This window comes from Achromobacter mucicolens, from assembly GCF_029866465.1.
GTDB classification, from domain to species: domain Bacteria; phylum Pseudomonadota; class Gammaproteobacteria; order Burkholderiales; family Burkholderiaceae_B; genus Achromobacter; species Achromobacter mucicolens.
This window is the reverse complement of record NZ_CP123364.1, coordinates 5,160,739-5,186,472: the sequence shown is the minus strand read 5'-3', so window position 1 is coordinate 5,186,472 and position 25,734 is coordinate 5,160,739. Positions and strand designations below refer to the sequence as shown.

Here is a 25,734-nt window from a genome sequence, read left to right as displayed (position 1 = left end):
TAGGTGTCTGAACACGCTCATCGGTCCGCGTGTAGCGATAGCTAATCACTACAGTGGCCAAGATACAAGGTGTCTGACACCCTGCAGAAACGCCATCCCATCTAGCGCCTCCGCCTCCTGGGTGTCTGACACCGTCCCAAGGACGCCAGCGCTCAAACACCATCCCGCGCCGTCGGTACAACGGCAGGTGTGGCGGCCGCCATCACTGCCGCTTCATTCACCCGCCCGATGAACCTCCATCTCAGCATCAGCGCTGCCGCAGCAATGACGGCTGCCAGCGCTGCGGACGCCATCATTGCTGCTTTCGCGCCTTGCCACTCGATGACATACGCATACGCAACCGGTGCGGCGGCGGTCAGCAGAAAGCTGGGGATCAGCAACGCTCCGACCAGCGCGCCGTAGCTTCGGAAGTCGAAGAGCGCCAGCGGCAGGGTGCCGCGGGTGATGGTCATGAGGCCGTTGCAGGCGCCGTAGAGCAGGGTGTAGGCGGCGGTGGTGTAGAGGTTGCCGCCGGGAACGAGGGCGAGCAGGAAGCATAGGGGGAGGGCGAGGCCCACCGCCAGGTTGAGGGTCAGGGGATGCAGGCGGGCCCCGACGAGGACGTCGCCGAGGCGCGCGGCGAATTGGCCGATGCCCCATAGGGCGGCGACGCTGACGGCGGCGGCGGTGGCCAGGCCCAGGCCGGTCAGCAGGGAGAAGAGGTGGGCGGCGTTGCCGGCGGCCAGGAAGTTGGTCAGCATCGCCATGACGGCGTACAGGGTGCCGGCCAGGCGGCGTTCGGCGGCGGTGCGGGTCAGGGCGGTGGCGGCCTTGCCGGGGTCGGTGTGGGTGGCGGCGGTGTAGCGGCGGCGGGGCAGGGCCAGGTAGAGGGGGACGGTGGCGAGCGCCAGGGCGGCGTAGCACCAGGCGGCGCCGCGCCAGCCCAGCCATTCGGCAAGAAAGTGGCCGACGGGCCACATGACGGTGGATGCCAGGCCGCCGAAGAGGGTGATCTGGGACATGGGCCGGCGCGCGGCGGGGCCGGCGGCGCGGGCCAGGGCGGCGAAGGCGGCGTCGTACAGGCACAGGCGCATGCCGACGCCCAGCGTGGCCCAGGCCGCGAAGTAGAGGGCGTGGGAGTGCGTGACGGCGAGCAGGGCGCAGCCCAGCGCGGACAGCACGGCGCCGGCAGGCATGACGCGGTGGCCGCCCCAACGGTCCACGGCGGCGCCGGCGGCGGGCGATACCAGGGCCATGACGACAATGGCGGCGGAGAAGCCGCCGTAGATGGTGGCGGAATTCCAGCCGAGGTCGGCGGTCATGGCCGGGCCGAGGGCGCCGATGAGGTAGAAGGTGACGCCCCAGCCGACAAGCTGGGTGAGCCCCAGGCAGATGACGGCGCGGGGGCGGATCATGGGCGTTGCGGGGGCGTGGTGTCGCCGTCGCCCAGGCTGCGCTGCATGAGTACGGTGTCACGCCATTCGCCGTGCTTGTGACCGACGGAGCGCAGGGTGCCGACGGGGTGAAAGCCCTGGCTGGCGTGCAGCGCCAGCGAGGCGGCGTTGCGGCTGTCGCCCACGACGGCCAGCATCTGGCGCCAGCCGGCGGCGGTGCAGCGCTCGATCAGGGCGGCGAGCAGCTTGCCGCCGATGCCCAGTCCGGCGCGGCCGGCCTTGACGTAGACGGAGTCCTCGACGGTGTGCCGGTACGCGGGGCGCGGGCGGTAGGGCGTGACGTAGGCGTAACCGACGACTTCGCCGTTGATCTCGGCGACGAGGTAGGGCATTTCCTTTTCCAGGACGCCGGCGCGGCGCTGGCGCATTTCGGCGATGGAGGGCGGGTCGAGCTCGAACGAGGCGGTGCCGTGCTGCACGTGGTGCGCGTAGATGGTCTTGACGGCGGGCAGATCGGCTTCCGCGCTGTCGCGGATGAGGACGGTGGGCGAATGGGGCGACATGGAAATGGCCGGAAATTTAGGGGGCGATCGGGTGCGCAAGGAGCCGCAAGAATGGACGCGTGGTTGGGCAATGAAAACGTCAGTGTGGGCCAAGCGCTTTCATTAATAAAGCTTTGGTCTATTATGATTTTCATAAGCAAAACTTTGGTGTGAGCCATGCGCGGCTTGAATCTGGACCACCTGCGCACGTTTGCGCAGGTCATCGAACTGGGCAGTTTTTCCGCCGCCGCCGAGCGCGGGGGCGTGACGCAGCCGGCAGTCAGCCTGCAGATCCGGCAGTTGGAGCGGCGCTTTGGCCTGAAGCTGGTCGAGCGCGTGGGTCGGCGCGCCGGGCCGACGGCGGCGGGGCGGGAGCTGCTGGCGCACATCCGCGTGATCGACGGCGCGATTGCGCAGGCCGAGCAGGCAATGAGCGCGCATGCGTCGCAGGTGTCGGGGCGGATTCGGCTGGGCACGGGCGCGACGGCGTGCACCTATCTGCTGCCGCCGGTGCTGGCGGACCTGCGTCAGCGGTTTCCGGCGCTGGACGTCGTGGCCAGCACGGGCAACACGGCGGACATGCTGCGCGGGCTGGAGGCCAATACGCTGGATATCGTGCTGATCACGCTGCCCGCGCCGGGCCGCATGTTCCAGGCGACGCCGTTGATGGAGGACGAATTCGTGGCGATCTTTCCGGCGCGCGATGCGGCCGCCATCCCCGAGGCGGTGACGCCGCAGGCGCTGGCGCGGATGCCGCTGGTGCTGTTCGAGCCGGGCGCGCGTACGCGGCGGCTGGTGGACGACTGGTTCGGGGCGGCGGGCGTGGCGGCCAAGCCGATCATGGAACTGGGCAGCACGGAGGCGATGAAGGAGATCGTGGGGGCGGGCCTGGGCTGCGCGGTGTTGCCCCGCTTGGCGGTGTCGGGCGCGGGCCGGCGCGAGGCGCTGGAGGTACGCTCGCTGACGCCGCGCCTGTCGCGCGACCTGGCGATTGTCCTGCGGCGCGACAAGCCGCTCAGCCGCGGGCTGCGGCATCTGCAGGATGCGCTGCTGGCGCTGCGAGGGGATACGCCATGACGGCGTCCTCCCTGCCGCGCACGCCGGCCGAACTGGATCTTTATCCCTATGAGTCGTCGCGCCGTCCGGTGGCGGGGCTGGCCGTGGACTACCCGGACGGGCATCGCGTCAAGCGCCATCGCCATCGGCGCGGACAGCTGGTCTATGCGATCTCGGGCGTGATGGTGGTGGATACGGACGCGGGTATCTGGGTGGTGCCGCCGACGCGCGGCGTGTGGGTGCCGGCGTGGGTGACGCACGGCATCCGCATGAGCGGCGAACCGCGCATGCGCACCGTGTTTGTGGAACCCGGCGCGGCGGCGCATCTGCCCGCGCAGTGCTGCGTGTTGTCGGTGTCGCCCTTGCTGCGCGAGTTGATGGCGGCCGCCGCCCAGGTGCCGCTGGACTGGGCGTCGGACACGCGCGACGGCCGGCTGATGATGCTGCTGCTGGACGAGCTGCGCCAGGAGCCCGCGCTGCCGCTGCATCTGCCGCAGCCGTCGGAGCCGCGCCTTGCCCGGATCTGCCGGGCCATCGTGCGGCATCCGGAACGTCAGGACGGGGCGGCCGACTGGGCGCGGGCGTTGGGGGTGGATCCCAAGACGGTGCATCGGCTTTTTCTGCGGCATACGGGCATGACGTTCGGCCGCTGGCGCCAGCAGGCGCGGCTGCTGGCGGCGATGGAGCGGCTGGCGCGGGGCGATCGGGTATTGGATGTGGCGCTGGACCTGGGGTACGAAAGCCCCAGCGCGTTCGCGGCCATGTTCCGCAAGGCGCTGGGGGAGTCGCCCAGCGCCTTTGCGGCGCGCAGCGTGGCGTCCGCCTGACGGCCGCGTGTCCGTTTCAGCACGGCCTCGGGGCGGCCGGGGGCGGAACCAGCGTATTATTTACCGTTTTGCCGCCCACGCTAACAGCTACAGCCTGAGACAGATCATGCCGCACTACCGCTCCCGCACTTCGACCCACGGCCGCAACATGGCCGGCGCCCGCGCCTTGTGGCGCGCCACCGGCATGAAGGATGGCGACTTCGGCAAGCCGATCATCGCCGTGGTGAACTCGTTCACGCAGTTCGTCCCCGGCCACGTGCACCTGCGCGACCTGGGCGCGCTGGTGGCCAAGGAAATCGAAGCCGCCGGCGGCGTCGCCAAGGAATTCAACACCATCGCCGTGGACGACGGCATCGCCATGGGTCACGGCGGCATGCTGTATTCGCTGCCGTCGCGCGAACTCATCGCGGACTCGGTGGAATACATGGTCAACGCGCACTGCGCCGACGCCATGGTCTGCATCTCGAACTGCGACAAGATCACCCCGGGGATGCTGATGGCCGCGATGCGCCTGAACATTCCGGTCGTGTTCGTGTCCGGCGGCCCGATGGAAGCGGGCAAGGTCAAGTCGCCCACCGACGGCAAGGTCATCGCCAAGATCGATCTGGTCGACGCCATGATCAAGGCCGCCGATCCCAACGTGTCGGACGCGGAAGTCGCCGAAGTCGAGCGCAGCGCCTGCCCCACCTGCGGCTCCTGTTCCGGCATGTTCACCGCCAACTCGATGAACTGCCTGACCGAAGCCATCGGCCTGGCGCTGCCGGGCAACGGCACCATCGTCGCCACGCACGCCTGGCGCAAGGGGCTGTTCGAACAGGCCGGCCGTCTGGTCGTTGACCTGTGCCGCCGCTACTACGTCGAAGAAGACGAATCCGTCCTGCCGCGCAACATCGCCACCAAGAGCGCGTTCCAGAACGCGATGGCGCTGGACGTGGCGATGGGCGGTTCGACCAACACCGTGCTGCACTTGCTGGCCGCGGCGCAGGAAGCCGGTGTGGACTTCACCATGGCCGATATCGACCGCATCTCGCGCAAGGTGCCGTGCCTGTGCAAGGCGGCGCCCGCCACCGACAAGTACCACATCGAAGACGTGCACCGCGCCGGTGGCATCCTGGGCATCCTGGGTGAACTGGCGCGCGCCGATCTGCTGGACCTGTCCTGCGGCAACGTGCACAGCGGCACGCTGGGCAACGCCATCCAGCAATGGGACGTGGCCGGCAACGCCAGCGAAGAAGCCAAAAAGTTCTACCGCGCGGCGCCCGGCGGCATCCCGACCACGGTCGCCTTCAGCCAGGACGCCACGTTCCTGACGCTGGACACCGACCGCAAGACGGGCTGCATCCGCAGCAAGGAAAGCGCCTATTCCAAGGACGGCGGCCTGGCCGTGCTGTACGGCAACCTGGCGGAAAAGGGTTGCATCGTGAAGACGGCCGGCGTGGACGAGTCGCAATGGGTCTTCACGGGCCGCGCACGCGTCTTCGAAAGCCAGGACGACGCCGTTGAAGGCATCCTGGGCGACAAGGTCGTCGCGGGCGACGTGGTGGTGATCCGCTACGAAGGCCCCAAGGGCGGCCCCGGCATGCAGGAAATGCTGTACCCCACGTCCTACCTGAAGTCCAAGGGCCTGGGCAAGACCTGCGCGCTCTTTACCGACGGCCGTTTCTCGGGCGGCTCGTCCGGTCTGGTGATCGGCCACGCCTCGCCGGAAGCGGCCGAAGGCGGCACCATCGGCCTGGTCGAAGAAGGCGACACGATCGAGATCGACATCCCCAACCGTAAGATCCACCTGGCCGTGTCCGACGACGAACTGGCCCGCCGCCGCGCCGCGATGGATGCGCGCGCCGACGGCTGGGAGCCGGTGGGCCGCGAACGCGTGGTGTCGCAGGCACTGCAGGCCTACGCCGCGCTGGCCACGTCGGCCGATCGCGGTGCGGTGCGCGATCTGTCGCAGCTCAAGCTGAAAGGCAAGCGGTGATCGGTTGATGGTCGGTTGCTGAGAAAGGCGGCGCTTCGGGCGCCGCCTTTTTATTGTGCAGTGAGGCACGACGCGTATTAGTAGACGCCATCCAGCAATGTCTGAAATACAATATTCAAGCTGTATTTAGAATAAACAGTTTAAAAGCTGTTTTTCGGAAATACAGCTTGAATTGCGTATTCGAAATTTACAGCCTAGAATCTGTAAACCTTCATCTGCGCGAGTTTGGCATGCCCGACTTCACCGTCCACACGGCGGACCAGCTCCCCGCTTTGCTGCGGGCATTCCGCAAGCAGGCCGGCATGACCCAGGCTGCGGCGGCGCTACGTCTGGGCGTGACGCAGCAGACGCTATCGGCGTTCGAGCGCAATGCGGGCAAGCTCGGCGCCGACCGGTTGCTGGAAATTCTCGGCATCCTGGGCGTGGACGTCGTGTTGCGGCAGCGCACGGCGCCGTCCGCGACCGAGTCATCGACCACACCGGATTGGTAACCATGGGCCGACGATCCCAGCACCGCGCCCTGGATCTCTGGATGAACGGGGATTTTGTGGGCGTCTGGAGCGTCCAGCCCCAGACCGGAGAGATGCTCCACTACGACGAGACGTGGATCGCCTCCGAACGCGGCCGGCCATTGTCGTTGTCACTTCCATTCACGCCGGGCAACCCGCCGCATCGCGGCGAAGCCGTGCGTAATTACTTCGAAAATCTGCTGCCCGACAGCCAGAACTTGCGCGAGCGCGTCGCGCGGCGGTTTCAGACGGGATCCACCGATGCGTTCTCGTTGCTGGCTGAAATTGGCCGGGATTGCGTCGGCGCGGTGCAGGTCATGCCCCACGGCCAGGCGCCGGAGCATGTGACGCGGGTTGACGCCACGGCCCTCAGCGACGCGCAAGTAGCCCAGGCGCTGCGCACGACCCTGACGCCGGGGCCGTGGGCGGGGCGCAATGTGGATGACGATGACGAATTTCGCATCTCGATCGCCGGCGCACAGGAAAAGACGGCCATGCTGTGGTTCGATGGCCGCTGGTGCAGGCCTCACGGCGCCACGCCAACCACGCATATCTTCAAGATGCCGCTTGGCCTCGTTGGAAACTTGAAGTTCGACATGAGCGACTCGGTAGAGAACGAGTGGCTATGTTCCGAGATCCTCCACGCTTATGGAATGCCGGTGGCCCGCACCCGGCCTTTGATGTTCGAGGATATGAAGGTGCTCGCGGTCGAGCGCTTCGACCGCATGTGGTGGCGCAACGACGACGGCAAGCGCTGGCTGATCCGGCGGCCGCAGGAAGACATGTGTCAGGCGACGGCCACGCCGCCGCATCTGAAGTACGAATCCGATGGCGGGCCGGGCGTACGCACCATCATGAAGCTGCTGGCCACTTCGCGCGAGCCCGATGTTGATCGGCGCACGTTTTTTCAGGCGCAGGTCTTGTTCTGGATGTTGCGCGCCACGGACGGCCACGCAAAGAACTTCAGCATTTTTATGCGTCCGGGCGGCGCATACGCACTGACGCCGCTGTACGACGTGCTGTCTGCTTATCCCGTTATCGGGACCGGCGCCAATCAGCTTTCGCCCTTCAAGGCGCGCATGGCCATGGCAGTGCGCACCAGGAATCCCCACTGGATCATGCGCGATATCCTGCGGCGTCATTGGCTCGCGATGGGGGCGGAACACGGTGTGGTGGCGCCTGACGGCCGGGGCGTGGAGGCGGTGGTCGACGACTTGGTCTCACGCACGCCGGAAGTCGTGCGCGTGGTGCGCGACTTACTGTCACCCGCATTTCCGGACCACGTGGCCACTCCCATCCTGAATGGCCTGCAGGCCGCGGCAGACAGACTAGCGGGTTAGCCAGAAGGAGTCCAAACCCATGCCCCTGAACTCCGAAGCCTTGCGCCTGTTCCTCGGCGTGGTCGACGCCGGTTCCCTCAGCGCCGCGGCCGAAATGCTCGGCCAGACGGCGTCGGGCGTCAGCCGGGGCCTGCAGCGGCTGGAGGAAGACCTGGGCGTCACGCTGCTGAACCGCACCACACGCCGCATGGAACTGACCGAGGAAGGCCGGCATTTCCTGCCCAAGGCGCGCCAGATCGTGGCCGCATTGGAAGAGGCCGAGGAGTGCATGCGGATGGTGCACCAACGGCCGGCCGGGCGATTGCGCGTGGATGCGTCGGTGCCGGTGATGCTGCATTGCGTGGTGCCGCACGTGGCCGAGTTCCGGCGCGCATATCCGGAGATCTCGCTGGAGCTCACCAGCAACGACCGCATCGTGGACCTGATGGAGCATCGCACCGATGTCGCGCTGCGCATGGGGCCGCTGACCGATTCGACGCTGCACGCCCGCGCGCTACGGCCGTCGCCGCGCTGGATGATGGCCAGTCCCGACTACATCGCCCGCCGTGGCGCGCCGCGCACGGTGGAGGATCTGGCGGACCACGAATTGCTGGGCTTTACCCAGCCGGAAAGCCTGAATCTCTGGCCGCTGCGCCATGCGGGCGGTTCGAGCTTTCAGGCGACGCCGACGCTGGCGACCTCCAGCGGCGAAACGCAGCGGCAACTGGCGCTGCGCGGCGTGGGCATCGCCTGCCTGTCGGACTTTGTCGTGCGCGAGGACATCGCGGCCGGGCGGCTGGTGAAGGTGCTGGAAAGCGAATACACCGATTACCTGCAACCGATGCACGCGGTGTACCACCGCAATACGCAGCTATCGCGGCGCATTGCGTGCTTCCTGGATTTTTACGCGGGCCGGATTTGATGCGCGCAGGTGTCTGACACCCCGCGGACGTGCTCTGGGCATGTCGCCTGTCTCACGAGGGTGTCAGACACCGACATTGGCTACGCGTGCAATGCCCGTCCAAACGCCGCCAGCACCGATTCGTGCAGCGTTTCCGATAGCGTCGGATGCGCAAACACGGTGTGCATCAGGTCTTCTTCGGTGGCTTCCAACGATGCGGCCACGCCATAGCCCGTGATCAGCTCGGACGCCTCGGGGTGGATGATGTGCGCGCCCAGCAGTTCGCCCGATTTGGCGTCAAAGACCGTCTTGACGAGTCCCTGGTCCTCTCCCATCGCAATCGCCTTGCCGTTGCCGGCGAAGGTGAATTTGCCAACGCGAATGTCGCCGCCGTGACGGGTGGCGTGTTCGCGCGCGCGGGCTTCGGTCATGCCGATGCTGGCGACCTGCGGGTAGGAGTAGGTGCAGGCGGGAATGCGCAGCGGGTCGATGGCGTGCACGGGCAGGCCGGCGATGGCTTCCACGCACAGCACGGCTTCGTGGCTGGCCTTGTGGGCAAGCCACGGCGCGCCGGCCACGTCGCCGATCGCGTAGACGCCCGGCTCGCCGGTGCGGCACAGGCCGTCGGTGACGATGTGCGTCTTTTCGACTTTGACGCGCGTCTTTTCCAGGCCAAGATTCTCGACATTGCCGACGATGCCGGCGGCGACGATGACGCGGTCGAACGTCTGTTCGATCTTTTTGCCGTCGTGCTCCAGCGTGACCTTGACGCCGTCGGCGGTGGTAGACGAGGCCGTCACCGCGCAGCGGGTCAGGACGCGGATACCTTGCTTCTCGAAGGCCTTGCGCGCCAACTGCGAAATCTCGGCGTCTTCCTGAGGCAGGATCTCCGGCGTCATGTCGATCAGCGTGACCTCGGCGCCCACCGCGCGATAGAAGCTGGCGAACTCGGCGCCGATGGCGCCTGCGCCCACCACCAGCAGCGATGTCGGGATCGCGTCGGCAACCAGGGCCTGCCGGTAGGCCCAGATGCGTTCGCCCACGGGCAGCGCCGGCAACTCGCGGGCGCGCGCGCCGGTGGCCAGAATGATGTGCTTGGCCGACAGTGTGGCGCCGTTGTCCAGCGCCAGCTTGCCGGACCCGGCAAGCCGGGCGCTGGCGGCAAACACCGTCACCCCGTTCTTCTTCATCAGGTGCGCGACACCCTGGCCCAGCCGGCCGGCGACCTTGCGCGACCGGGCGACCATGGCGGCCAGATCGGGACGGGCCTCACCCGCGCCCGTCACGCCGTAATGCGCGGCCTCGCGGCAGGCGCGCAGCACGGTGGCGCTATGCAGCAGCGCCTTGGTGGGAATGCAGCCCCAGTTCAGGCAGATGCCGCCCAGTTCGGCGCGCTCGACCAGCGCGACCGACATGCCCAACTGCGCGCCGCGGATCGCGGCGACGTAGCCGCCCGGGCCACCGCCCACTACCACCAGATCAAAACTCGTCTTCGTCATGGCGGGGCTCACAGCAGGATGCGCACGGGGTTTTCGATCAGGGTGCGGAAGGCCGCCAGCCAGCGTGCGCCGACTGCGCCGTCCACGACGCGATGGTCCGCCGATAGCGTCACCGTCATCACGGTGGCGGCGGCGAGTTGACCCTCGGCGTCGACCACCGGGCGGCGTTCGGCCGCGCCCACGGCCAGGATGGCGGCCTGCGGCGGGTTGATGATGGCGGCGAACTGGCTGATGCCGTACATGCCCAGGTTGCTGACGGTCAGCGAGCCGCCCGTGAACTCCTCGGGCTTCAGGCGGTTGACCTTGGCGCGCCCGGCCAGCTCGGCGATCTCGCCCGAGATGGCGGACAGCGGCTTGACGTCGGCATCGCGCACGATGGGCGTCACCAGGCCACCGTCGGTGGCCACCGCCACCGAGACGTCGGCGCCAGCGTGGTACTCGATGTCATCGTCGTGCCAGGACGCGTTGACCTCGGGCACCTCGCGCAGCGCCAGCGCGGCGGCGCGCACGATGAAGTCATTGACCGACAGTTTGACGGCGCCGCCTTGGTTGGCCTGCGCGCGCAGCGCCAGCAGCGCGTCCATGCGGCAGTCGACCGTCAGGTAGAAGTGCGGCACGTGCTGCTTGCTTTCGGTGAGGCGGCGCGCGATGGCGCGGCGCATGCCGGTGTGCGGCACGCGGCGCGCGGCCGGCCGGCCAGCCAGCGGCGCGGCAGCGGGGGCAGCGGCCGGCGCACGGTCGCGCGCGGCTTCAACGTCCCGCCGCACGATGCGGCCATGCGGGCCGGTGCCGGTGACGCCCAGCAGGTCGACGTGCCATTGCGCGGCAAGGCGCCGGGCGACAGGGCTGGCGAAGAGGCGGCCGCCGGGGACGGACGCGGTCGCGGATGCGGATGGGGAATGCGCGGCGGACGCGGGCGCGTTGCCGGCTTGTTGCGAGGCAGAGGCAGAGGCAGAGGCAGCGCCAGCGGATGCCGAGGCAGCCGACGCTTCGGGAGCCGATGCTCCGGGAGCCGACGCTCCGGAAGCCGACGCGCCATCTGCCGACGCGCCAGCAGCCGACCCGGCAGCCACCGCCGCACCACCGTGCTCGGCCAACGCACGATCGATCGCCGCTGCATCTTCGCCATCCGCGACCAGCACGCCGATCACGGTGTTGATGGGCACCGAGGCCGGCCCGGCCTGCACGACGATGCGGCCCAGCACGCCTGCCTGTTCGGCGTTGATCTCGACGATGGCCTTTTCGGTTTCGACTTCCGCCAGTGCCTCGCCCACGGCGACGCGATCGCCTTCCTGCTTGAGCCACTGGTGCAGCACGCCGCCGGAGGCGTCGGCGGCAACGGAGGGGAGCTTGATAAGGTATGCCACGATGTTCTTCCTATTCAGCGGCGCGGGCCAGGTCGGGCCGGTACGCGGCGGGGTCGTCGTATTCGACGAGTTCGAGCACATTGCCTTCTGGGTCGCGGAAGAAGGCGAGCCACGTGCCCGGCCGCACTTCCATGGGCGCGGGCGCGCTGTCAAAGACCACGCCCTTTGATTGCAGATCGCGCACCACACCGCGCAGGTCACGCACGATGAAGGTCAGGTAGGCGGCGCCCTGGCGGTCCAGAATGGCCTTGCCGCGTACGGCCGGTTCGGGCGCCACGGCCGGCTGCAGCAGCTTGATGCGCTCGCCATAAGGCGTCTGCAGACGCGCCACGTCGTAGCCGTGCGGCGTGAGCCCCGTGGCCTGCGCCTTGCCGGCCGGCACGGTCACGCGATTCACCAGCGTCAGGCCCATCACATCGGTGTAGAACGCGGCCAGCGCATCAAGATCCGCGCAGCAGATGCCGACTTCCATCGGCACGGTCATGTGCAGGGCAGTCATGGCTGTTCCCCCAGGTCGGCCAGCACGTCGGCCAGGCCCGCCACCACTTCATCGGTATCGGCGAACGCCGCGCGCTCCAGCACCTTGGAGATGCTGGGCGAGGCCTCGCCGCCCGTGACGCGCTTGACCGGCTGGTCCAGCCAGTCGAAGTAGCGGCGCTGGATCTCGTCGGCCAGCATGGCGCCGTAGGACGTGCCGCGCGCGCCTTGTTCCACGATCAGCACGTTGTTGGTCTTTTTGATGCTGGCGCCGATGGTGTCCCAGTCCAGGCTGGCGCGGTCCAGCGTGCGCAGGTCGATGACTTCCGCATCCACGCCGGCCGCTTCGGCCGCCGCCAGCGCGCGGCTGACCATGGACAGGTACGTCAGGATGGTGACCTTGCCACCCTCGCGCCGCACTTGCGCGCGGCCGAACGGAATGGCGTAGTCCAGGTCATTCTCGGGGACCTCGCCCGAAGACGCGTACAGATCGACGTGCTCGATGACCAGCACCGGGTCCTTGGAGGCCAGCGCCGTGTTCATCAGGCCGACGTAATCGTGCGGCGTGGACGGGGCGACGATGCGCCAGCCGGGCGCGGTGGCGAAGATGCCGGCCGGGTCCATCGAATGCTGCGAGCCGTAGCCCGTGCCCATCGCGACCTTGGTACGCAGCACGAAGGGCACGTCGATGTCGCCGCCGAACATGTGGCGCGCCTTGCCGATCTGGTTGAAGATCTGGTCGGCCGCGACCCACATGAAGTCCGGGTACATGAATTCCACGACGGGCTTGTAGCGGCCATCCATCGCCAGCCCGCCGCCCAGTCCTGCAAAGGCGTTTTCGGAAATGGGCGTGCCCAGCACGCGGTCCGGATACTTGTCCTTCAGGCCGCGCGTGGCGCCGTTGGTGCCGCCCTTCAGGCGGTGCACGTCTTCGCCCAGCACCACGACGCCGGGGTCGGTTTCCATGCGGCGGTCCAGCACGTCGGCCACCGCATCGACGAACTTGCGCGTGACGGTGGCGCCGGTGTGGTCCGCCGCCTCCTGGTAGCGCAGGCCGGCCAGTTCCGAGCCATCGCTGCGCAGGCCCACGTCGCGGAAATCCGGGCTGGGCCACAGGTCGGCGCGCACGCGGCGCTTGCCGCCGTCAGCCGCTTCGGTCAGGCGGCCGGACACTTCCTTCATCACGTCCTTGCAGCGCTGGCGCAGCGCGTCCACCTCGGCCTGCGTGACCAGCTTGCGGCCGATCATCTCGGCCGCGATGCGGTCCAGCGGATCGCGCAGGCGCCATTGCGCCTCTTCGTCCTTGGTGCGATAGCCGAAGGCGCTGCCGGGGAAGGGGCCGTTCTGGTGGAAGAACCGGTAGACGTCCACCTCGACGATGGTGGGCCCCTTGCCCGCGCGCATGTGCGCCACGGCTTCCGACATGGCCAGGTGCACGGCCAGCGGGTCCATGCCGTCGACCTTCCACGCGGGAATGTTGAAGGCCAGGCCGCGCGCGGACAGGCGCGGCTCGGCGGTGGACTCTTCCACGGTCGTGGACACGGCGTAGCGGTTGTTCTCGATGAAAAAGCACAGCGGCGTCTTCCACGCGGCGGTCAGGTTCATCGTTTCCAGCACCGAGCCGATGTTCACCGCGCCGTCGCCGAAGTACGTCACGGCCACGCGATCCGTGCCCGCGTGCTTGTGCGCCCAGCCCGCGCCGGCGGCCAGCGGCACGCCGCCGCCGACGATCGCGTTGGTGCCCAGCGCGCCCGCTTCCAGCCAGCGCAGGTGCATGCTGCCCCCACGGCCGCGGCAGTAGCCGTTTGCCAATCCCATGATCTCGGCCAGCGTCTTGTGCAGGACCTCGTCGATGGCGGGCGTGAGCGGGTTGCGCGGATCCAGTCCCTGCGGCGCCACGTGCTGCAGCGCTTTGGCCAGGAACTGGTGGTGGCCGCGGTGCGAGCCGTTGATCTGGTCGCCGGCGCCCAGGGCCAGCACCGAGCCGACGGCGCCGCCTTCCTGCCCGACCGACGAGTGCGCGGGACCGTGCACCAGGCCTTCGGCGGCCAGTTCCAGCACGGCTTCCTCGAATGCGCGGATCCAGTGCAGTTGGGTCAGCATCGTGCCGAGCAGCGCGGGGTCCGCCTGCTGCCAGTCCGAGGCCTCGGCCGTCAGTTGCCGCCAGGGCGCCTGGGGCTCGAGCGGTTGGTAGGTGGCCATGAATGAATCTCCAGTGTGTTTTTTTAAGCGTCGGGGCAATCAGAGGTAGCTGTAGCGGCTCCAGCCGCCGTCTGCCACCAGGGTGTGTCCGGTGATGTAGGCGGCCTGGCGCGAAGCCAGGAAAACCGCCAGGTCGGCCATTTCGGCCGGCTGCGCCATGCGGCGCAGGGGCGTGCGTTGCTTGAGGCGTTCGGGGTCAAGCCGGCCGCGCGCGGCCAGGTCGCGCACCAGGTCGGTTTCGACATAGCCTGGCGCCAGCGCATTGACGCGCACGCCCGCCGGGCCCCATTCGACGGCCAGCGTCTCGGTCAGCAGCACCACCGCGCCCTTGGTGGCGCAGTAGGCGGCGCGGTCGGGAGCGGCCACCACGCCGTACATGGACGCCAGGTTGATGATGCTGCCCGAGCCGGCGGGCACCATGCGCCGTCCGGCTGCCTGCGCGCACAGGAAGACTCCGGTCAGGTTGATGTCGACGGCGCGGCGCCATTCGTCCACGGTGACTTCCAGCGTGGGCTTGTTGGCCGAGATGCCGGCGTTGTTGACCAGCACGTCGATGCCGCCCCAGGTGTCCGCAACCTGCGCAAAGGCGCGCTCGACGGCGTCGGCATCCGTGACGGACGCCTGCACCGCCATGGCCTGCGCGCCGTCGGCGGTCAGGGCCGCGACGGCGGCGTCCAGCGCGCCGGCATCCATGTCCAGCAGCGCGACGCGCGCGCCCTGGCGTGCAAAGGCCTGCGCCGTGCTGTAGCCGATGCCCTTCGCGCCGCCGGTGATGACGACCGCCTGGCCGCGCAACTCGGCATGAATGACTTCAGTGGTGTTGTCCACGATGTGTGCCTGTGTAAGGTGAGTACGTAAGGCGGCTCAGACCGCCAGCCATTCCTGGACGACGTCCTGGCGCTCATGCAGCTGCGCGGGCGGTCCTTCGAACACGATGCGGCCGTGGCCCATGACGCTGACGCGGGTGGACACCTTCAGCGCGATCGTCAGTTTCTGTTCGACCAGCACGACCGACACGCCCTGCTTGTGGATATCCCGGATGACGTCGGCGATCACCTCGACGATCTTGGGCGCCAGCCCTTCGGTGGGCTCGTCGATCAGGATGACCTTGGGATTGCCCAGCAGCGAGCGGCACATGGTCAGCATCTGCTGTTCGCCGCCCGACAGGTTGCCGGCGCGGGTATTGCTGCGTTCCTTCAGACGCGGGAAGTAGTCGAACATCTGTGCCAAGGTCCAGTACGGCGCATCGTCACGCCGGGGCTGCTCGCCCATGCGCAGGTTCTCGTCCACCGTCAGGTTGGCGAACACCTCGCGCTCCTCGGGCACGAAGGCCAGGCCCGCGCGGGCGATCTCGAAGGGACGCTTGTTGGTGATGTCGCGGCCTTCCATGGCGATCTGGCCGCCGGTCACGTCCACCAGGCCCATGATGCTTTTCATGGTGGTCGAGCGGCCCGCGCCGTTGCGGCCCAGCAGGCTGACGACTTCGCCGCGCCCGATCGACAGGTCGATGCCGTGCAGGATGTGGCTCTTGCCGTAATGGGCATGCACGCCCTGCAGCGACAAGAGGGGGGATTGCGTCGTCATACCGTTTCCTCTCCCAGGTAGGCCTCGCGCACGCGGGCATCGCCGCGGATCTCGGCGGGCGTGCCGGTGGCCAGGATCTCACCGTAGACCAGCACGCTGATGCGGTCGGCCAGCGAGAACACCACCTGCATGTCGTGCTCGACGATCAGCAGGGTGCAGTCGCGCGTCACGTCCTTGATGAGTTCGACCGTGTAGTCGACCTCGTGCTGCGACATGCCCGCCATGGGCTCGTCCAGCAGGATCACCTTGGGCCGCGACGCCAGCGTCATGCCGATTTCCAGCGAGCGCTGCTCGGAATAGTTCAGGTCGCCGGCTGCCGTGTCCTGGCGCGCCGTCAGCCGCACTTTCTCCAGCAGGCGGTCCACGTCCTCGTTGACGGCGCGGTTGCGTGCGATGGGCCGCCAGAAGTTGTAGACCAGGCCGTGCATGCGCAGCACCGCCAGTCGCAGGTTTTCGCGCACCGGCAGGCGCGGGAACACGTTGGTGATCTGGAACGAGCGCGCCAGGCCGAGCCGGTTGATGGCTTCGGGCGCCAGGCCGCCGATGGGGCGCGAGCGCAGGCTGATGTCGCCCGACGTGGGCGCGAACGAGCCCGACATCAGGTGAAACAGCGTGGACTTGCCCGCGCCGTTCGGGCCGATGACGGCGTGGCGTTCGCCGGCTTCGACCGCCAGGTTCACGCCGCGGATGATCTGCGCTTCACCAAAGGATTTGCGCACGTCGGTCAGGGTCAGGATCTCGTGGCTCATTGGGCGGGCTCCAGCAGGGGGGCGGCGTCGCCCGTGTCGCGCCACAGGGCCAGCGCCCAGCGGCAGGCGGCAAGGCCCGCGGCAAACAATGCCAGCGGCACCAGCCAGGTCGATACCGCAAGCGGCGCCCAGTCCTGGCCGAACAGCGGGATGGCGGGCCAGCCGGCCTCGGGGTTCATGGCGAGGAGGGCGCGGTAATCGCGCGCGAACATGCGTTGCAGCAGTTCCACCGTGAAGACGGTGGCGCCGGTGAGCAGCAGCCCTCCGGCCACAGACACCGCGGCGCGCGGCAGCCAGTTGGCCAGCCCGCGCTCGCGCAGCGACTTGGCCGCGCGCTGCACCAGGCCCACCAGGCCGTCCGGCACGAACAGCATCACCAGCGCGAAGAGAATGCCCTGGTACAACAGCCACGACCGCGTGATGTCGGCCAGCGTCTGCGACAGGAAGGTCAGGATGGACGCGCCCAGCACCGGTCCCAGGAACGCATTGACGCCGCCGATGTAGGCAAACAGCACGGCGTCGGTGGACAGCTTGACCTCGAACAGCACGTAGTTGCCGGCTTCGATGTTCAGCGCCTGCAAGCCGCCCGCGATGCCGGCAAACATGGCCGACAGCGCAAACACCATGGTCTTGAGCGCATGCGGGCGGTAGCCCAGGTAGCGCAGACGGTTGGCGTTTTCGCGCAGGCCCAGCGTCAGCCGGCCCAGCGGCGTGCGCGTCAGGCCATACAGCGCGGCCAGCGACACCAGCACCCACGCCAGCACCAGGTAGTACACCTCGATGTCCGAGCCGAAGGTAAAGCCCCATGCCGGCATGCGCATCGCGGACACGCCGGCCTCGCCGCCGAAGACGCTTTTCAGGTGCGGCGCCAGCGCGTGCAGCAGCTCGGCCAGCGCCAGCGTGATCATCGAAAAATACACGCCCGATCGCATGGTGGCGAACCAGCCGGCGACCAGGCCGAACAGCAGCCCGGCCACGCCGCCCACCAGTGGCATCAGCGGCGTGGGCAATAGGCCCGCGCCGCCCAGTGCATTCATCGCGTGGATGGTGGCGAAGGTGCCGACGCCAAAGTAGGCGGCATGACCAAAGGACAGCATGCCGCCCTGGCCGGCCAGCAGGTTGAAGGCGCAGGCGAACAGCGCGGCGATCAGCATCTGCACGGCCGCCACGAGCTGGCCGGCAGGCAGCAGCCACGGCAGCGCGCACAGCGCGGCCACGCACAGGATCAACAGCAGCGCGCCCGTGGCGCGGCGGGTGGAAGTCGCGGTATGGCTCATGCCTGCTCTCCCTTCAGTCCCGACGGCTTGACCAGCAGCACCACCAGCATCAAGAGAAACGGCAGCGTTGCGGCCAGGCTGGAGATCTTCACCGTCATCAGCCCGCCCACGCTTTCGGCCCACTCACGCGCGCCGAACAGACCAAACAGCGTCGCCAGGCTGGCGTCGATGCCGACCGAGAACGAGCTGATCAGGCCGATCAGAAGCGACGCGATCATCGCGCCTTCCAGCGAGCCCAGGCCGCCCACCACGACAACCACGAACACCAGCACGCCCAGTTCCAGCGCCATGTTCGGGTTGGTGGTGTAGAAGGCGCCCGCGACCGCGCCGGCCAGGCCCGCCATCCCCGCGCCCACGCCGAACACGCTCATGAAGACCAGCGGCACGTTATGGCCCAGCGCCTCGGCCATGCGCGGCCGGTAGATGGCCGAGCGCACCACGATGCCGACGCGGGTACGCGACAAGAGCAGGTAGATCACGGCGAACATCGCCAGCGACACGCCGCCCATCAGCAGGCGGTAGAACGGATAGTCCGCGTCGAACACGCGGAATGCCGCGAAGTTCAGGAACGGCGGCACGCGGTAGTCGACGGGAAAGTCGCCGTAGAACAGCTTGATCAGCTCGGCGACGATGAACGCCAGCCCGAAGGTCACCAGCAGTTCCTGCGCGTGGCCGAACTTGTGCACGCGGCGCAGGAAGAAGCGTTCGACGCCCATGCCCAGCACGCCCGCGATGATCGTGGCCAGCACCAGCGCCGTCCAGAAGCCCGTGACGGGCGTGAGGGTGTAGGCGGCATACGCGCCGATCATGTAGAACGATGCGTGCGCGAAGTTCAGCACACCCATCATCCCGAAAATCAGTGTCAGGCCTGCCGACACCATGAATAGCAGCAGGCCGTAGATCACGCCGTTCAACAGCGAGACGGTAAAGTATTCCATGTCCGCTCCAGGATTCTTGCGCGGGACGCCAGGCGTCCCGCGAGCGATTGCGCACGTTGTTTTTGCCCGGCCCGCGCCGGGAGTGCGCTTGTCATGTGCCGGCGGCGGCCCGCGCGCATTTCAGCGCACAGCCCGCCGCGCGGGCATCACTTCGGACGTTGCATCTTGCAGGTGCCCTGCACCGGCGCGGACACGTCCCCCGCGGCCAGCACCTTCACGGGTTCAAAGCCCATGTCGGTGCCATCGGCCTTGTACTTGGCGTTCTTGCCCACCTTGGACACCACCATCGGCAACTGCACCTGGTGGTCTTCGGCGCGCATGGTGTATTCGCCCAGCGCCGATTTGTAGGTGACCTTCTCCAGCGCCAGCGCCAGTTCGGGCACCGGCAGCTTGCCGTCCTGCGGCTTGACCTGCTTCAAGGCCTCGCCCAGGAAGCGCACGCCGATCACGGTCTGCGGCTCGGTGTAGCTGGGGTAGTGGCCGGTCTTGGACTTGTAGTCCTCGGCGAACGCCGCGCCTTCCTCGCCGGCGGCCTCGATGTTGTACGGGTGCGCGATGTAATGGCCCAGCGCGACCTCGCCGGCGTTGGCCAGGTTGCCGACCTGGTCCAGGAACACCGTGGCAAAGCGCACCTTCAGACCGGCGGCCTGCGTGGCCTTCATGAGCAGCAGCAGGTCGTTGGACCAGTTGCCGGTGACCACGGTGTCGGGCGTGGCCGAGCGGATGCGCGCGACATAGGGCGCGAAGTCCTGGATCTTGTTGACCTCGTGCAGCGTCTTGCCCACGACCTCGTAGCCGTACTCCTTGGCAAAGCGCTCGGTCGCGCCTTCCATGTCCTGGCCCCACGAGTAGTTCTGGTTGATGGCGTACACGCGCTTGCCCAGCGTGCCGTCGGCGGACATGACGGATGCCAGCGCCTTCACGCGCAGGTCGGCGTTGGTGGTGAAGCGGAAGTGGTAGAAGTGGCACTTTTGGCCGGTCAGCTCCAGCGCTTCGCCGCCCACGTTCAGGAACACGATCTCCTTGCCCGGGTTGCGCAGGTTGTGCTTGCGCACGTCTTCCGTGAGCTGGCCGGAAATGGCGGACGACGATCCCTGCACCAGCACCTGCACGCCCTCGGCGGCCGCGGCTCGGAAACGGTCCGAGGCGCCCACGGGGCCGCCCTGGTTGTCGAACTCCACCAGCTCCAGCGGCTGGCCATTCCAGCCGCCGGCGGCGTTGATGCGGTCCAGCTCGTATTTGACGGCGGCGCGGAACATCAGGCCGGTCGAGGCCTGCGGGCCCGACAGCGTTTCGATCAGGCCGATCTTGACGGGTGCGGCGTGGGCGGTGGCGGCGAGTCCGGCCAGGCACAGCAGACCGGTGGTGAAAGCCAATTTCATGCGTGTCTCCTCCGTGGAACGGGAGTGTGTTGATTTGCGTGGGTCAGGCAGGTGCGAACGCCGCATCGCCCGCGCGCCGCGAGGGCGGGCAGGCGATGCGGAGCGAAGACGGGGCAATGACGCCGGCCGTGGACGCGCGGGGCGCCAGGGCGAGGCGCCGGCCGGGCAGGGCATGAAGCCGCCGGGGCGTCTGAGGATGCGCCGTCGGACGTGCCGAGGGCGCGGATGCGGTCATGCTGCCGGTGAAGTTCACCTGGTTGTCCCCTGCCTGTTTATGCGGCGTGACGCCGTGTTTTTCTGACTGACTTGCCTGAAAGCGGCAGTTGATTTACGCTTTGGCGAACAAGTTGTCAGGCAACTTTATTAAGTTGTCCGATAAATCATAGGGCAAGCGTTTTTCTCGTGTCAAGCAACCGATTCAGGCGTTCAATCTGAATTCGAGCCGCTGCCGCGAACGCGACGCGGGCCGCCAAAAACAGCTTCAGGAGACAGGATGATTTCGTTCGAGGGGCAGGTTGCCGCGATCACCGGCGCGGGCAATGGCATCGGCTTGGCCACGGCGCGCCTCATGGCCGCGCATGGCGCGCGGCTGGTGCTGACCGACATCGACAACGCGCGGTTGCAGGAAGTGGCGGCCGAGCTCGATCCCAGCGGGCAGCGCGTCTACATGCACGCGCTGGACGTGTCGGTGTCGCACGACTGCGAACGGGTGTTCGAGGCCGCGGCCCGGCACTTTGGCGGGCTTGACCATCTGGTCCACTGCGCGGGCATCTACCCCGAGCAGCTCGTCAAGGACACCAGCGACGAGTCCTGGCGCACGCTGATGCGCGTGAACCTGGACGGCACGTTCTACGTGTGCCGCGCCGCCCAACGCCATCTGCGCCACGACGGTTCGATCGTCCTCCTGACGTCGCTGGCTGCGCAGCGCGGCAGCTACGCGCACGCCGCCTACGCCGCGTCCAAGGGCGCGGTGCAAAGCTTCACCCGCAGCCTGGCGCTGGAGCTGGCCCCGCAGATCCGCGTGAACGCGGTGGCGCCCGGCATCATCGCCACCTCCATGACGCACGACCTGATCGGGCAGAAGGGCGCGCAGCTGCTGGAAAGCACGCCGCTGCGCCGCTTTGGCACGGCCGAGGAAATCGCCGGGACCATCGCGTTCCTGTGTTCGCCGCTGGCGGCCTTCGTGACGGGCGAGGTCATGCAGGTCAATGGCGGGATCTATATCGCGTAAAGTGCCAGAACGCGGCGCGCCGGAAAAAAAACCGGCAAACCTATAATTTCCAGGGCGCTGCCGCGAACCAGCCTGTCGGGACCACCACGCGAGACATTCCTATAACCATGGCCGACGCGCCCGCGCGCCGCCCTCACGTTCGAACGATCCACATGCAGCCAAGTCAAGAACCCGATCCGGCGCGCGCCGCGCCCCGCAGCTCGCTATCGGCGGCGGTGGCGGACGCCCTGGCCGACCAGATACGCCAAGGCGTGCTGGCCCCCGGCGATCGCCTGCCGACCGAAAAGCAACTGACGGAGATGCACTCAGTCAGCCGCGCGGTCGTGCGCGAGGCCCTGGCTCGCCTCAAGTCCGAAGGGCTGGTCACGTCGCAGCAGGGCAGCGGCGTCTTCGTTGACCCGAATTTCCAGAAGAACGCGTTTCGCATCGCCGCGCCCACGCCGGGCGACAACCAGGACCTGGAGCACATCCTGGAACTGATGCTGTCGATCGAAGTCACGGCCGCGCGCTATGCGGCGCAGCGGCGCACCGAGCCCGACCTGAAGAAGATGCGGCAGGCGCTGGTGGGCATGGAGTACGCGCTCATCAACGACAAGCTGGGCGACGAGGAAGACTATCAATTCCACCAGGCCATCGTGCAGGCCACGCACAACCCGCACCTGGTGGCGCTGAACGACTACCTGGAAGCCAACGTGCGCCGCGTCATCCGCAGCGCGCGCCACAACACGGCCCGCAGGTATGCCGAGCGCATGGCCGCCGTGCAGAGCGAGCATCAGGCGATCTTTGCCGCCATTGAAGCCGGTGATTCCGACGCCGCGGGCCGCGCCGCCGAAGAGCACCTGCGCAACGCGGCGGACCGGCTGCGGTTGTTTCAGGCGGAGCGCCCCGCGCCCGTGTGACCGCGGGGCCGCGCCTACGCGAAAGTCTGCTCCATCTCGCGGCGGAACTGCACCGCGGTCGAGCGTTCGTCGTACTCCACGTCGCGCCAGCGGATCGCCTGCGACTGGCGCACGGGGTTCTTCAGCTTGACCTTGTTCGACAAGCCCAGCGGCAGATAGCCTTCCTCGACCGAATCGGGGGCAGGCATCAGGCGCCCGTACACCGTGTAGCCGCCTTCGCCGTCCAGGATCTGGCCGGCCTGCAGGTCGCGCTTGGCGGTGGCCACGACGTCGCCGTGCCAGCCTGCGGGTGCGCCGGTGGGCTCGCGCCGCAGGCCCACGCTGGCCACGCTGATGCCCAGTTCCAGGCCGATTAGGTGGTAGGGCTTGTACATGGCGGTGAAGTTGCCGCTGGGATCGGTGACCAGGCCATATTCCTGAAAGCAGCGCCGCACGTAGTCGCTGTCGGCCGCAAGCGTGACATACACGCCCCAGCGCAGATCCCGGAACACCGGCCGGCCGTCGCGTTCCAGCGACGAGATCACCTCGACCTGGCCGCGATGATGCAGCATGCCGCCGTCCTCGCGGGGACGCAGCACACGCGCCAGATCATCCACGCCGCACGGCGGAAAGTGCAGGCCCGAGGGCGACGGCAAAAGACCCGTGGCATTGGAGACGGCCGCCATCTCGATGGCGCTCTTGGTGCCGTCCAGAAAGCTGTTGAACATCTGCGCGTTGAAGTCGCCCGCCGCCACCATTTCGGCGGTGAAGCCGTAGTACGGCCAGACGGTGTCGGGGGTGGAGGTGTGGAATTCGGGCAGATACTTGGTGCCCTTGCCCGCGGCCATGACCTCGAAGCCGCTGGCGCGGGCCCAGTCGACCATTTCGCAGATCAGGGCAGGCTGGTCGCCGTAGGCCAGCGAATAGACGATGCCCGCTTCGCGCGCGCGGCGCGCCAGCAGCGGGCCGGCCAGGGCGTCGGCCTCCACGTTGACCATGATGATGTGCTTGCCGTATTCGCAGCAGGTGAGCACGTGGGTGATGCCGGCCGAGGCATGGCCGGTCGCGTCGATGACGATGTCGACGTCGGGGCTGGCGATGACGGTGCGCGCGTCGTCGCAGAAATAGACCTTGCCGTTCTTGTAGGCGTCATTGATGCTGCTGGCGTTGAGCGCGCCTGCCGGCCAGCCGACACGGGTCAGCGCGGCGCGGGCCCGATCCGGCACCAGGTCCGCCACCGCCACCAGGCGGATGCCCGGCGTGCGCGGGGCCTGGCTCATGAACATGGCGCCGAATTTTCCGGCGCCCAACAATGCGACTCGCAGAGGCTTGTGGTCGGCTTCTCGCTGCTTGAGCAGGCGGTACAGATTCATGGCGCGGGCTCCTCCCGGGTGGGGCGTACGACTCCACAGGATAGTCCCAAACGATGACGCCTGAACAGGATTCAGCCGGAGTCAGGCGTCTGCCGTATAGAGCTCGCCGGCCAGCACGTTACGCCAGTTCTGCCAGTTGATGCGCGGGCGGTCCGTCACCTCGCGGTTATAGGGCGCATCGAACAGAATGTGCTTCCAGCGCGGCCGCGCGGCGCCTTCGATATGCGGCTTGTCGTCGATCAGCAGATGGCCCTGCACCAGCGTCTTGTCCTTGGTCAGGATCAGCCGGTTGGTGGCCTCGCGGCCCAGGTTCTTTTCCACCCACAGGTATTTCTCGGCGACGCAGTTTTCAAACTGGGACAGCGGCGACGAGCAGATCCGCACGTCCATGCCCAGCGCCAGCAACTCCTTGAAGGCCGCGAGCGCGCCCGGGACCGGCGGCAGGTTGCGGATGAAACCCGGCGCTGTGTAGATGGCCTCGGCCATCCCGCGTAGTTCGGGGGCGTAATCCTCGCGGATGTAGAAGGACTTGCGGTTCTCGAACGCCACGGGCGCGACGTCAGGGTGGCGCGCGCGCCAGGCGTCAATGAAGGCGTGTTCAAAATCGGCCAGCACGCCGTCTTGATCCAGCAGGATGATCATGGGGGTCCCAGGAATTGGCAACCGTACGATTGTGCCCTAGCCGCCGAGCGGCCGGGATTGCGCCACGATGCGGTAGCGGCTGCCGCCGGTCAGCGACTCGGACGCGACCAGCACCATGCGGTCGTAATGCCAGTCCAGCGGCGCGGGCGCGTCGTCGGGCGGCTCGGCCTGCGTGATGTTGCGCAGCAGCGTGACGTGCGGGCGGAAAGGCTGGGTGGGCGGGGTGAGCCCGTAGCCGGACAGCCACTGCCAGAGATCGTCGTGGGCTTGCTGCAGGCCGAATGGCGTTTCGGACGGGCCCGCCCACAGGATGCGCTGGCGGCTGAACACCCCATAGCGTTCCAGCGGCACGTCGCCCGGCGCGAGCCCGCGGCCGGGCGTGGCGGCGGCCAGTTCATCGGCCAGGGCGCTGTCGACCGGCCCCAGGAATGCCAGCGTCAGATGCAGCGTCTCGGTGCGCATGGCGCGACCGCCGCATGTCAGCCTGGCCTGCTCCGCCCAACCGGCAAGTGACGCCGCCAGCGAAGGGGACGGCCATAGCGCGTAGAAGAGGCGGAGGGTGGACATGCGCAGATTGTAGGACGCCCACCCGCTATTGCACTCTGCCGCCCTGCGCGGCGGGCCGGCCGGGTTACGGCTTGGGACGCCGGGTCAGTCCGGTATCGAAGCGCTCCACGCCGGGACGCGCCGCGCTGGGGCGGGCCGCTTGCGCGGGGGCGGCGTCGGCCGGCGCGGGCCGGTCAAAGCGCTCGACGCCAGGCCGGGCAGGGCGGTCAAAGCGTTCCACGCCGGGGCGGGCGGCAGGACGGTCGAAACGCTCGACGCCGGGGCGGTTCAGCCGGTCGACGCCGGGACGATCCAGCCGTTCCACGCCTGGACGGTCGAAACGTTCGACGCCCGGCCGCGTAAAGCGCTCGACCCGTTGCGGCGTGGCGGTCTTGGCCGCCGCGCTTTGCGCGGCTTCCTGTTCGCGCTTGGCGATGATCTCTTCGGCGCGCTGGTGGTGCGGCGCCATCTTGCGCACCATCACCCGGCCGTCGCGCGGGAAATAATTGATGCGGCGCGCGTGCACGTCGCCCAGGTCCTGCGCCTTGACGGGGATGCCTTCGGTCTTCAGATAGTTCAGGACGAATTGGCCGTTGCGCTCGCCGATGTTCATCTGCTGCATGGCCGCCAGCACCGCGCCGCCGCCGAACACCTTGGCTTCCAGGCGGTCGCGCGAGGCGCCGGCCTTGAGCAGCTCGTTGATCAGCACTTCCATCGCAAAGGCGCCATAGCGCATGGTGGCCGATGCGGGGGACTGCATGTCGCCCTCGGGCAGCATGAAGTGGTTCATGCCGCCCACGCCCGTCACCGGATCGTGGATGCACGCCGCCACACAGGACCCCAGCACGGTCGAGATCATCATGTTCTCGTTGGTGACGTAGTACTCGTTGGGGAGCACTTTCACTGCCTGAGATTGGAACGCGCTGTCGTAGTAATGACGTGTTGCGCGGGCTTCAAGAGCGGCCATGGGACGGATATCTGGGCAAAAACGGCGATTGAGACACTGAAATGCGAGCGGAAGCGGTAATTGTGACAAAAAATGTACAAAAATGTCGCTTTATTCTTGCATATCCCGGCAGCGCTTGGA

24 protein-coding genes are annotated in these 25,734 nt (G+C 67.9%); 8 read left to right on the top strand and 16 right to left on the bottom strand.

Annotated features, from left to right (window positions below):
* Positions 1–152: 152 nt before the first annotated feature.
* Complete coding sequence (locus QEP15_RS23565; protein WP_280148170.1) at positions 153–1,394, bottom strand: MFS transporter; 1,242 nt, start codon at positions 1,392–1,394, stop codon at positions 153–155.
* Positions 1,391–1,936, bottom strand: a complete 546-nt coding sequence (locus QEP15_RS23560) for a GNAT family N-acetyltransferase (RefSeq protein WP_280148169.1) — start codon at positions 1,934–1,936, stop codon at positions 1,391–1,393. Before QEP15_RS23560 ends, QEP15_RS23565 begins: the two co-directional genes overlap by 4 nt.
* 156 nt (positions 1,937–2,092) lie before the next feature.
* Here QEP15_RS23560 and QEP15_RS23555 point away from each other — a divergent pair, with 156 nt between their 5' ends.
* From QEP15_RS23555 to QEP15_RS23530, 6 genes are all read left to right on the top strand, one after another.
* Positions 2,093–2,992: a LysR family transcriptional regulator gene (locus QEP15_RS23555; RefSeq protein ID WP_152382806.1), complete on the top strand. Its 900-nt coding sequence runs from the start codon at positions 2,093–2,095 to the stop codon at positions 2,990–2,992.
* Positions 2,989–3,798 (top strand): AraC family transcriptional regulator, encoded by an 810-nt coding sequence (locus QEP15_RS23550; RefSeq protein WP_280148168.1) that lies wholly within the window; start codon positions 2,989–2,991, stop codon positions 3,796–3,798. The genes QEP15_RS23555 and QEP15_RS23550 overlap by 4 nt, the downstream gene beginning before the upstream one ends.
* Positions 3,799–3,904: 106 nt before the next feature.
* On the top strand, positions 3,905–5,773 hold the full coding sequence (gene ilvD, locus QEP15_RS23545) for a dihydroxy-acid dehydratase (RefSeq protein ID WP_063954592.1): 1,869 nt from the start codon (positions 3,905–3,907) through the stop codon (positions 5,771–5,773).
* Positions 5,774–6,003: 230 nt separating this feature from the next.
* Positions 6,004–6,264 (top strand): helix-turn-helix domain-containing protein, encoded by a 261-nt coding sequence (locus QEP15_RS23540; RefSeq protein ID WP_152382803.1) that lies wholly within the window; start codon positions 6,004–6,006, stop codon positions 6,262–6,264.
* A 2-nt stretch (positions 6,265–6,266) separates the two neighbouring features.
* Entirely contained in the window at positions 6,267–7,622 is a 1,356-nt protein-coding gene (locus tag QEP15_RS23535) for a type II toxin-antitoxin system HipA family toxin (RefSeq protein ID WP_152382802.1), read from the top strand.
* A gap of 19 nt (positions 7,623–7,641) precedes the next feature.
* Positions 7,642–8,523 (top strand): LysR family transcriptional regulator, encoded by an 882-nt coding sequence (locus QEP15_RS23530; protein ID WP_152382801.1) that lies wholly within the window; start codon positions 7,642–7,644, stop codon positions 8,521–8,523.
* Between the two features lie 80 nt (positions 8,524–8,603).
* Here QEP15_RS23530 and lpdA read toward each other — a convergent pair whose 3' ends face one another.
* From lpdA to QEP15_RS23480, 10 genes are all read right to left on the bottom strand, one after another.
* Positions 8,604–10,001 (bottom strand): dihydrolipoyl dehydrogenase, encoded by a 1,398-nt coding sequence (lpdA, locus tag QEP15_RS23525; protein WP_152382800.1) that lies wholly within the window; start codon positions 9,999–10,001, stop codon positions 8,604–8,606.
* Positions 10,002–10,009: 8 nt separating this feature from the next.
* On the bottom strand, positions 10,010–11,368 hold the full coding sequence (locus tag QEP15_RS23520; RefSeq protein WP_152382799.1) for a pyruvate dehydrogenase complex dihydrolipoamide acetyltransferase: 1,359 nt from the start codon (positions 11,366–11,368) through the stop codon (positions 10,010–10,012).
* 10 nt (positions 11,369–11,378) lie between these two features.
* Positions 11,379–11,867: a VOC family protein gene (locus QEP15_RS23515; protein WP_180097422.1), complete on the bottom strand. Its 489-nt coding sequence runs from the start codon at positions 11,865–11,867 to the stop codon at positions 11,379–11,381.
* Positions 11,864–14,047 carry an alpha-ketoacid dehydrogenase subunit alpha/beta gene (locus QEP15_RS23510; protein WP_180097425.1) on the bottom strand — a complete coding sequence of 728 codons (2,184 nt, stop codon included), beginning with the start codon at positions 14,045–14,047 and terminating at the stop codon, positions 11,864–11,866. The genes QEP15_RS23515 and QEP15_RS23510 overlap by 4 nt, the downstream gene beginning before the upstream one ends.
* A 39-nt stretch (positions 14,048–14,086) precedes the next feature.
* Positions 14,087–14,875, bottom strand: a complete 789-nt coding sequence (locus QEP15_RS23505) for an SDR family NAD(P)-dependent oxidoreductase (RefSeq protein ID WP_152382796.1) — start codon at positions 14,873–14,875, stop codon at positions 14,087–14,089.
* Positions 14,876–14,911: 36 nt separating this feature from the next.
* Positions 14,912–15,631, bottom strand: a complete 720-nt coding sequence (locus tag QEP15_RS23500; RefSeq protein ID WP_152382795.1) for an ABC transporter ATP-binding protein — start codon at positions 15,629–15,631, stop codon at positions 14,912–14,914.
* The gene (locus QEP15_RS23495) at positions 15,628–16,380 is read right to left on the bottom strand and encodes an ABC transporter ATP-binding protein (RefSeq protein ID WP_142052660.1); all 753 of its coding nucleotides are present in this window, start codon (positions 16,378–16,380) and stop codon (positions 15,628–15,630) included. The genes QEP15_RS23500 and QEP15_RS23495 overlap by 4 nt, the downstream gene beginning before the upstream one ends.
* Positions 16,377–17,657 carry a branched-chain amino acid ABC transporter permease gene (locus tag QEP15_RS23490; RefSeq protein WP_217618241.1) on the bottom strand — a complete coding sequence of 427 codons (1,281 nt, stop codon included), beginning with the start codon at positions 17,655–17,657 and terminating at the stop codon, positions 16,377–16,379. Before QEP15_RS23490 ends, QEP15_RS23495 begins: the two co-directional genes overlap by 4 nt.
* Positions 17,654–18,595, bottom strand: coding sequence for a branched-chain amino acid ABC transporter permease (locus QEP15_RS23485; RefSeq protein ID WP_217618242.1), 942 nt, complete (start codon positions 18,593–18,595; stop codon positions 17,654–17,656). The genes QEP15_RS23490 and QEP15_RS23485 overlap by 4 nt, the downstream gene beginning before the upstream one ends.
* A gap of 146 nt (positions 18,596–18,741) precedes the next feature.
* Complete coding sequence (locus QEP15_RS23480; protein WP_217618243.1) at positions 18,742–19,977, bottom strand: branched-chain amino acid ABC transporter substrate-binding protein; 1,236 nt, start codon at positions 19,975–19,977, stop codon at positions 18,742–18,744.
* A 493-nt stretch (positions 19,978–20,470) separates the two neighbouring features.
* On the opposite strand from QEP15_RS23480, the gene QEP15_RS23475 reads away from it, so the two are divergent.
* Both QEP15_RS23475 and QEP15_RS23470 read left to right on the top strand, forming a co-directional pair.
* Positions 20,471–21,208 carry an SDR family NAD(P)-dependent oxidoreductase gene (locus QEP15_RS23475; RefSeq protein WP_217618244.1) on the top strand — a complete coding sequence of 246 codons (738 nt, stop codon included), beginning with the start codon at positions 20,471–20,473 and terminating at the stop codon, positions 21,206–21,208.
* A gap of 152 nt (positions 21,209–21,360) precedes the next feature.
* Positions 21,361–22,107 carry a FadR/GntR family transcriptional regulator gene (locus tag QEP15_RS23470; protein ID WP_056320473.1) on the top strand — a complete coding sequence of 249 codons (747 nt, stop codon included), beginning with the start codon at positions 21,361–21,363 and terminating at the stop codon, positions 22,105–22,107.
* A 14-nt stretch (positions 22,108–22,121) separates the two neighbouring features.
* Here QEP15_RS23470 and QEP15_RS23465 read toward each other — a convergent pair whose 3' ends face one another.
* The 4 genes from QEP15_RS23465 to cheD all read right to left on the bottom strand — a co-directional run bounded on the left by QEP15_RS23465 (position 22,122) and on the right by cheD (position 25,614).
* Positions 22,122–23,459, bottom strand: a complete 1,338-nt coding sequence (locus QEP15_RS23465; RefSeq protein WP_175234831.1) for an NAD(P)H-dependent oxidoreductase — start codon at positions 23,457–23,459, stop codon at positions 22,122–22,124.
* A gap of 81 nt (positions 23,460–23,540) precedes the next feature.
* Positions 23,541–24,101: a 5'-3'-deoxyribonucleotidase gene (locus QEP15_RS23460; RefSeq protein WP_056320478.1), complete on the bottom strand. Its 561-nt coding sequence runs from the start codon at positions 24,099–24,101 to the stop codon at positions 23,541–23,543.
* A 36-nt stretch (positions 24,102–24,137) separates the two neighbouring features.
* A complete protein-coding gene (gene thpR, locus QEP15_RS23455) occupies positions 24,138–24,668 on the bottom strand; it encodes an RNA 2',3'-cyclic phosphodiesterase (protein WP_175156464.1) in 531 nt (176 codons plus the stop codon).
* A gap of 64 nt (positions 24,669–24,732) precedes the next feature.
* Positions 24,733–25,614 carry a chemoreceptor glutamine deamidase CheD gene (gene cheD / locus QEP15_RS23450; protein ID WP_175156463.1) on the bottom strand — a complete coding sequence of 294 codons (882 nt, stop codon included), beginning with the start codon at positions 25,612–25,614 and terminating at the stop codon, positions 24,733–24,735.
* Positions 25,615–25,734 lie beyond the last annotated feature (120 nt).

Excerpts from the sequence above, each read along its gene's own strand:
- QEP15_RS23560 (WP_280148169.1), bottom strand. The coding sequence starts at position 1,936 with ATGTCGCCCCATTCGCCCACCGTCCTCATCCGCGACAGCGCGGAAGCC.
- QEP15_RS23535 (WP_152382802.1), top strand. The coding sequence starts at position 6,267 with ATGGGCCGACGATCCCAGCACCGCGCCCTGGATCTCTGGATGAACGGG.
- QEP15_RS23500 (WP_152382795.1), bottom strand. The coding sequence starts at position 15,631 with ATGACGACGCAATCCCCCCTCTTGTCGCTGCAGGGCGTGCATGCCCAT.
- QEP15_RS23490 (WP_217618241.1), bottom strand. The coding sequence starts at position 17,657 with ATGAGCCATACCGCGACTTCCACCCGCCGCGCCACGGGCGCGCTGCTG.
- QEP15_RS23530 (WP_152382801.1), top strand. The coding sequence starts at position 7,642 with ATGCCCCTGAACTCCGAAGCCTTGCGCCTGTTCCTCGGCGTGGTCGAC.
- thpR (WP_175156464.1), bottom strand. The coding sequence starts at position 24,668 with ATGTCCACCCTCCGCCTCTTCTACGCGCTATGGCCGTCCCCTTCGCTG.
- QEP15_RS23540 (WP_152382803.1), top strand. The coding sequence starts at position 6,004 with ATGCCCGACTTCACCGTCCACACGGCGGACCAGCTCCCCGCTTTGCTG.
- QEP15_RS23470 (WP_056320473.1), top strand. The coding sequence starts at position 21,361 with ATGCAGCCAAGTCAAGAACCCGATCCGGCGCGCGCCGCGCCCCGCAGC.
- QEP15_RS23565 (WP_280148170.1), bottom strand. The coding sequence starts at position 1,394 with ATGATCCGCCCCCGCGCCGTCATCTGCCTGGGGCTCACCCAGCTTGTC.
- QEP15_RS23495 (WP_142052660.1), bottom strand. The coding sequence starts at position 16,380 with ATGAGCCACGAGATCCTGACCCTGACCGACGTGCGCAAATCCTTTGGT.
- lpdA (WP_152382800.1), bottom strand. The coding sequence starts at position 10,001 with ATGACGAAGACGAGTTTTGATCTGGTGGTAGTGGGCGGTGGCCCGGGC.
- QEP15_RS23465 (WP_175234831.1), bottom strand. The coding sequence starts at position 23,459 with ATGAATCTGTACCGCCTGCTCAAGCAGCGAGAAGCCGACCACAAGCCT.
- QEP15_RS23485 (WP_217618242.1), bottom strand. The coding sequence starts at position 18,595 with ATGGAATACTTTACCGTCTCGCTGTTGAACGGCGTGATCTACGGCCTG.
- QEP15_RS23460 (WP_056320478.1), bottom strand. The coding sequence starts at position 24,101 with ATGATCATCCTGCTGGATCAAGACGGCGTGCTGGCCGATTTTGAACAC.
- ilvD (WP_063954592.1), top strand. The coding sequence starts at position 3,905 with ATGCCGCACTACCGCTCCCGCACTTCGACCCACGGCCGCAACATGGCC.
- QEP15_RS23510 (WP_180097425.1), bottom strand. The coding sequence starts at position 14,047 with ATGGCCACCTACCAACCGCTCGAGCCCCAGGCGCCCTGGCGGCAACTG.
- QEP15_RS23555 (WP_152382806.1), top strand. The coding sequence starts at position 2,093 with ATGCGCGGCTTGAATCTGGACCACCTGCGCACGTTTGCGCAGGTCATC.
- cheD (WP_175156463.1), bottom strand. The coding sequence starts at position 25,614 with ATGGCCGCTCTTGAAGCCCGCGCAACACGTCATTACTACGACAGCGCG.
- QEP15_RS23515 (WP_180097422.1), bottom strand. The coding sequence starts at position 11,867 with ATGACTGCCCTGCACATGACCGTGCCGATGGAAGTCGGCATCTGCTGC.
- QEP15_RS23475 (WP_217618244.1), top strand. The coding sequence starts at position 20,471 with ATGATTTCGTTCGAGGGGCAGGTTGCCGCGATCACCGGCGCGGGCAAT.
- QEP15_RS23550 (WP_280148168.1), top strand. The coding sequence starts at position 2,989 with ATGACGGCGTCCTCCCTGCCGCGCACGCCGGCCGAACTGGATCTTTAT.
- QEP15_RS23480 (WP_217618243.1), bottom strand. The coding sequence starts at position 19,977 with ATGAAATTGGCTTTCACCACCGGTCTGCTGTGCCTGGCCGGACTCGCC.